The organism is Curtobacterium sp. HSID17257, assembly GCF_003989515.1.
Taxonomy (GTDB): Bacteria; Actinomycetota; Actinomycetes; order Actinomycetales; family Microbacteriaceae; genus Curtobacterium.
In genome coordinates this window covers 1-5,393 of record NZ_RBLU01000158.1, presented here as the reverse complement: position 1 = coordinate 5,393, position 5,393 = coordinate 1, and the positions used below count along the sequence as shown (strand labels likewise).

6 protein-coding genes are annotated in these 5,393 nt (G+C 70.2%); 2 read left to right on the top strand and 4 right to left on the bottom strand.

Annotated elements, in window-relative coordinates; genetic code table 11:
- Positions 1-60: 60 nt before the first annotated feature.
- Positions 61-1,047, bottom strand: coding sequence for a helix-turn-helix domain-containing protein (locus D8M35_RS15200; protein ID WP_161972687.1), 987 nt, complete (start codon positions 1,045-1,047; stop codon positions 61-63).
- 121 nt (positions 1,048-1,168) lie between these two features.
- Here D8M35_RS15200 and D8M35_RS15195 point away from each other — a divergent pair, with 121 nt between their 5' ends.
- Both D8M35_RS15195 and D8M35_RS16435 read left to right on the top strand, forming a co-directional pair.
- The gene (locus D8M35_RS15195) at positions 1,169-1,615 is read left to right on the top strand and encodes a MarR family winged helix-turn-helix transcriptional regulator (protein ID WP_161972686.1); all 447 of its coding nucleotides are present in this window, start codon (positions 1,169-1,171) and stop codon (positions 1,613-1,615) included.
- A gap of 161 nt (positions 1,616-1,776) precedes the next feature.
- Positions 1,777-1,929 carry a hypothetical protein gene (locus D8M35_RS16435; protein ID WP_153257449.1) on the top strand — a complete coding sequence of 51 codons (153 nt, stop codon included), beginning with the start codon at positions 1,777-1,779 and terminating at the stop codon, positions 1,927-1,929.
- 136 nt (positions 1,930-2,065) lie between these two features.
- On the opposite strand, the gene D8M35_RS15190 is transcribed toward D8M35_RS16435, so the two are convergent.
- The 3 genes from D8M35_RS15190 to D8M35_RS15180 form a co-directional block, all read right to left on the bottom strand.
- The gene (locus D8M35_RS15190; RefSeq protein WP_126892586.1) at positions 2,066-2,914 is read right to left on the bottom strand and encodes a carbohydrate ABC transporter permease; all 849 of its coding nucleotides are present in this window, start codon (positions 2,912-2,914) and stop codon (positions 2,066-2,068) included.
- Entirely contained in the window at positions 2,914-3,825 is a 912-nt protein-coding gene (locus D8M35_RS15185) for a carbohydrate ABC transporter permease (RefSeq protein ID WP_238638262.1), read from the bottom strand. Before D8M35_RS15185 ends, D8M35_RS15190 begins: the two co-directional genes overlap by 1 nt.
- 71 nt (positions 3,826-3,896) lie before the next feature.
- Entirely contained in the window at positions 3,897-5,216 is a 1,320-nt protein-coding gene (locus D8M35_RS15180; protein WP_126892585.1) for an ABC transporter substrate-binding protein, read from the bottom strand.
- Between the last annotated feature and the right edge of the window lie 177 nt (positions 5,217-5,393).

The following is a 5,393-nucleotide window of genomic DNA, read 5'->3' as shown; positions in this document are numbered from 1 at the left end:
CCGGCGCTCCGCAGTCGCGGCCGCGACCGCGACGGCCGAGCCGCGCGAGCCGCGCCGCCCTCAGCGCCGCAGGGTCTGCTTCGGGTACTCGCCGAACCGCTCGGCGTAGGACGCCGAGAACCGCCCGAGGTGCGCGAAGCCCCAGCGGCGCGCGATGTCCCCCACGGCGCCGGCCTGCGGCCCTGCCTCGAGCAACTCCTCGTGCACGCGGTCGAGCCGCACCTGGCGCAGGTAGGTCAGCGGGGAGACGTCGAACACCCGGCGGAACGACTCCTGCACGGACCGGACGCTGAGCCCGGCGGCCTCGGACAGGTCGACGATCGACACGGGCTCGGCGGCGTGCGCGTGGATGTACTCGACGGCGGCCCGGAGCCGGGCGTTCCGCGGCTGCTCGAGCACGTCGGGCAGGCTGCCGCTCTGCGGCGGGAACATGTCGAGGAAGACCTCGGCGGCGGCGACCTTGGCGTCCTGCCAGACGTCCGAGTCCGGCCCGCCCACGCGGAGCGCCCGCGAGAGCGCCGTCAGCGCCCCCTGCCACCGGTGCCCGATCGACTCGTCGGCGCCGCGTCGCGCGTCGAAGCGGAGCGGTCGGTCCGCGACGTCCGACCGTGTCGCGGCGACCCGCCGGACGAACTCGCGGTCGAAGTGCACCAGGCGCTGGTCGTAGTCCGCGGTGACGAAGCCGAACTCCTCGTCGGCGGGGAACATCACCGGCACGTCCAGGAGCATCGGCCAGCGCTCCCCGCGCACCTCGAGTTCCCCCGTCCCCGTGCTGATCCACGTCACCACGTAGTCGACCGATCCCGAGGGCATCCACCCGCGGATCTCGCCGTGCATCTGCGACCGGCGGATGGTGACCTCGCTGTCACCGATCGCCGTGTACCGGTAGTCGAACCGGCCGTGCGACGGGACGGCGCTCCACCGCTCCCCCGCGTAGATGCCGCCCAGGTCACGGACGGCCGAGTCCGGGCGCGTCCCGGAGACCTCGAAGCGCACCGGCGCGATCGTCCCCTCGGCGCCGAACGCCTCGATCAAGGGATCAGCCACGACGATCCTGTCCACGATCGTCTGTCCACATGACGCATGCTTCCTCGTTATACGGATACGGTTCCAGGGTGGGTGCGGCGTAGTGTCGCGCAGGACCGACACACTCGGAGGGGGCGACCACGTGAGTGAGATCGACCTGACCGCCGCGATCACCCGGCTGGAGGCCGCGATGGGCGCGCTCCGGGGTCGACTGCGCGAACGGCTCTCGGTGTCCGGTTCCGACCTGACGGTCCTGCAGTTCGTCGCGCGGGCCGCGGCCGCCGGACGCACTGTGCGGGTGAAGGACCTCGTGTCGCACCTCGGGCTCTCGAGCCCAGCGGTCACCGGCACGGTCGACCGACTCGAGCGCGCCGGACACCTGTGCCGCGTGCCGAACCCGGAGGACGGCCGCAGCCGGTACATCGAACTGACCCCGGAGACGCAACGCGCCTACGCCGCCGCGATGGACAGCACGAACGAGCACCTGCACGAGCTCCTGTCCTCCTTCTCCGAGCGCGAGACCACGCGGTACGTCCGCGTGATCGATCGAGTGATCGAGGCGCTCGAGTACGGCGCTCCGACCCCTTGACGGCAGGCTACGGGCGGCTGGGGACCCTGCTCGAACATTTGTCCAACAAGCGCAGTTAGGTCAGTTCCCGACCTACATCGGCGGACGCGGGACGCCGTTGCACGTACCGTCGCCCTCGGGTACCCCCACACGGGGGTGGATCAGGGAAACGGGGAGGAACCATGGGTTCGTACCAGTCCGAGCCGGGCATCGACCCGGTGCGCATCGAGACGTTCCGTCGGATGCGCAAGCGTTGGAAGTACGGCGAGCTGCAGGACGTCAACGGCCTGTACGCCGACTTCTTCACCGACACCGCACGCGACGGACGTCGCTGACGGCACGTGACCGGCCCGGCTCGCGACGAGCGCGCACCGGACCGGTGACGGACGGGAGGCCCGTGGCGGGATCGCCACGGGCCTCCCGTCCGTCGCGGGGTCGGTGACCGGTCGGTGGTCACCGACCCCGCGGACGTCACCCCTTCACCGCACCGCTGGTGAGCCCGGAGACGATCGACCGGCGGAACACCAGCACGAGGATGACGATCGGGATCGTCGCCGCGACGCTCGCCGCGAAGATCTGCGCGAACGGCACCGTGAACTGCGTACCGAACAGGGCGATGCCGACCGGGATGGTGCGGAACGAGTTCTCGCTGTTGAACGTCAGCGCCATGAGGAACTCGCTCCACGACGCCGTGAACGTGAAGACGCCGACGGTGAACAGTCCGGGCTTCGCCATCGGCAGGATCACCGACAGCACGGTGCGCCAGGCGCCGGCGCCGTCGATCTCGGAGGCCTCCTCGATGGTGGAGGGGATCCCCTGCAGGTAGTTGCGCATGATCCAGATGGCGAACGGCAGGTTGAACGCCACGTACGGCACGATCAGGCCCGGGTACGAGTTGAGCAGCCCGAGGTTCCGCTCGAGCAGGTACAGCGGCGTCAGGACCGCGATCGCCGGGAAGACCGACAGCATGAGCAGCGAGGTCATGATCGCCGTCCGGCCCTTGATCCACCGCCCGGCGAGGGCGTAGCCGGCGAGGAACGACAGTGCCAGCACGACCACGGTGGTGGCCACCGACACCACGATGCTGTTGACCATGTACTGGCCGAGGGCGTTGTCGCGGAAGGCCACGACGAAGTTGTCGAACGTGAGCGACCGCGGCACGACGGTCGGCGGCGACTGCGCGATCTCCGACGACGGCTTGAGCGACGTGGAGACGAGCCAGTAGAGCGGCAGCGCGGTGAGCACGGCGATGACGACACCGCTGACGTTGACGGTGTTGACCCACTTCCGCCAGCCCTTGCGGACACGTTGACGGGGCATCAGGCATCCCCTCCCTTCGCCTGGTTCCGGAACGCCCGCAGGAAGAGCAGGCACCCGACGGCAACGATGACCGCGGTGCTCGTCGCGATGGCGGCGCCCGGTCCGATGTTGATGTCCTGGAAGAGCACCTTGTAGCCCATGATCGCGAGCGACTGGGTGGTGGTGCCCGGTCCGCCGTTCGTCAGCACGAACGGCAGGTCGAAGACGCCGAACGCCTGCAGCACGCGGAACAGGACCGCGATCGTGAGGGTCGGTGTCAGCTGCGGCACGACGACGCGCCAGAACGTCTGCCACCCGTTCGCCCCGTCGAGCTCGGCGGCCTCGTACAGATCCTCCGAGATCTGGACGAGGCCCGCGAGCAGGATGATCGCGACGAACGGTGTCGTCTTCCAGATGTCCGCGACCATCAGGCCGGTGATCGCCGGCACCGGTTCGCCGAGGATCACCGGGGCGTCGCCGAACAGGCCGAAGAACCACGTCGCGACGCCGTACGTCGAGTCGTAGATGTACTTCCAGAGCTGCGCGTTGACGATCGTCACGAGCGACCACGGCACGAGGAGCAGCGCGAGCATCCACCCGCGGGTGACCCCGAGCCGCTCGAGCACTAGGGCGACGAGCATGCCGAGCACGAGCTCGACGGACACCGTGACGACCGTGTAGAGCACCGTGAAGCCGAGTGCCCGGTACCAGTCGGCGCTCTGCAGCAGGGCCGCGTAGTTGCCGAGGCCGAAGCCCTGGATCGTGAAGCCGTCGTAGCCGATCTCGACGTCCGCGAAGCTCAGGACGATCGAGTACACCACCGGGAAGATCGTCACCGCGGCGACGACCAGGAGCGCCGGGGCCGCGAAGCCCCACGCGCCACGGGCACGGACGCGCTCCATCCGCGACCGTGCGGTCGTCGGGCGGTACACGTCGGGACCGCCTCGGCCCGGCGTCCGCCCGCCGGCCGCGCCGGCCGGGGTCCGGGTCGCGGTGCCGGCGCTCACAGCGCGTCCCCGGTCAGGGCGAGCGAGATGGCCGAGGCCATCGAGCGGGTGCCGCCGTCGACCGATGCCTGGCCGCCGAGGATGCTGTTGCCGTTCTGGTAGACGCCCTGCGAGACCTTCGGGTAGTACGCCGTCGAGGTCGGACGGGGCACGAGCGTGATGCCCGCCGCGGTGTCGTACGTCGGGCGGTCCTGCCGCTTCGCGTCGTCGCTGACCAGGCTCGCGCTGCGGGCCGGCAGGACGCCGCCCTCGCGGGTGAGGAACTGCTGCGCCGTCTCGCTCGACATCCACGCCGCGAAGGTCAGCGCCGCCGCGGGCTGCTGGGTGTGCGGGTTGATGTAGTTCCCCCACCCGCCGATCGTCGAGTGGTGCTCGTCCATGCCGTCGAACGTCGGACGGGGCGCGAGGCCGACCTTGCCGGCGACCGCCGAGTCCGGGCCGTTCGCGATGCCCCAGGCGTACGACCAGTTGCGCAGGAACGCGGCGCGGCCGCCCGCGAAGGCGTCGTTCGTGTCCTGCTCCTGGTACGTCAGGGTCGCACGGGGAGCGGCGCCGTCGGTGATGAGCGAGCGCATGAACTCGAACGCACGCTTCGTCTCCGAGCTCGTCGTCGCGGGCTTCGTCAGGTCGTCGTTGAGCAGTGACCCGCCGGCGTCCGCGACGAACTCGGTCACGTTGCAGGTGAGGCCCTCGTACACGTCGCCCTGGAACGCCAGCCCATAGTCGACGTCGCCGGTGTCCACGAGCTTCTTCGCGGTGTCCTTGACCTCCTCCCACGAGCGCGGGACCTGGAGCCCGTGCTTGTCGAGGAGGTCCTGCCGGTACAGGAAGAACGACTCGTCGATGTAGAGCGGGAACATGTAGTAGGTCCCGTCGACGCTCGCCGCCAGGCGGAGCCCCTCGGGGAACTGCTCGAAGAAGTCCTCGCCGACGAGCTGGTTCACCGGGGTCGCGAGCTTGTTCTTCGCGAACTGCCCGGGCCACGCGACGTCGCCCAGGTACACGTCGGGCGTCGGACTGCCCGCGGCGATCTGCGTCGTCAGGCTGGTGCGGTTCGTGTCGGTGTCGCTCGGGGCACTGACGATCCGCACGCGGATGTTCGGGTGCTCCTTCTGGAACTCCGCGATGAGCCGACGGCGGAGGTCCCCGCCGTCCTTCGAGGCAACCTGCCCCGCCCACCAGCTGATCGTGACGTCACCCTCTGGCGGGTCGGTGGGCCACTCCTCGACGGTGGTGCGCTCAGGCCGGGTGGAGCACCCGGCGAGCAGCAGCACCCCCGTGCCCCCGAGCAGGAAGAGCCTGCGGTCGATTGCCATCCGTCCTCCTCGACGAAGGGTGCGCGAGCACCCGGCGATCTCGTTGCCCCACAGAACCAAGCGCTCCTGAGCAGTCGCACAGGGAAGGTGAGTAGGCGACGGACGGGGAGGCGCGGTGCGGGCCCGCCACGCGCCTCCCGTCCGGCGGTGGGGCAGGGCGCGGCAGCCGGCGGTCGA

What these genes read in the sequence shown, in the direction of transcription:
- D8M35_RS16435 (WP_153257449.1), top strand. Translation starts at nt 1,777, where the DNA reads ATGGGTTCGTACCAGTCCGAGCCGGGCATCGACCCGGTGCGCATCGAG.
- D8M35_RS15190 (WP_126892586.1), bottom strand. Translation starts at nt 2,914, where the DNA reads ATGCCCCGTCAACGTGTCCGCAAGGGCTGGCGGAAGTGGGTCAACACC.
- D8M35_RS15180 (WP_126892585.1), bottom strand. Translation starts at nt 5,216, where the DNA reads ATGGCAATCGACCGCAGGCTCTTCCTGCTCGGGGGCACGGGGGTGCTG.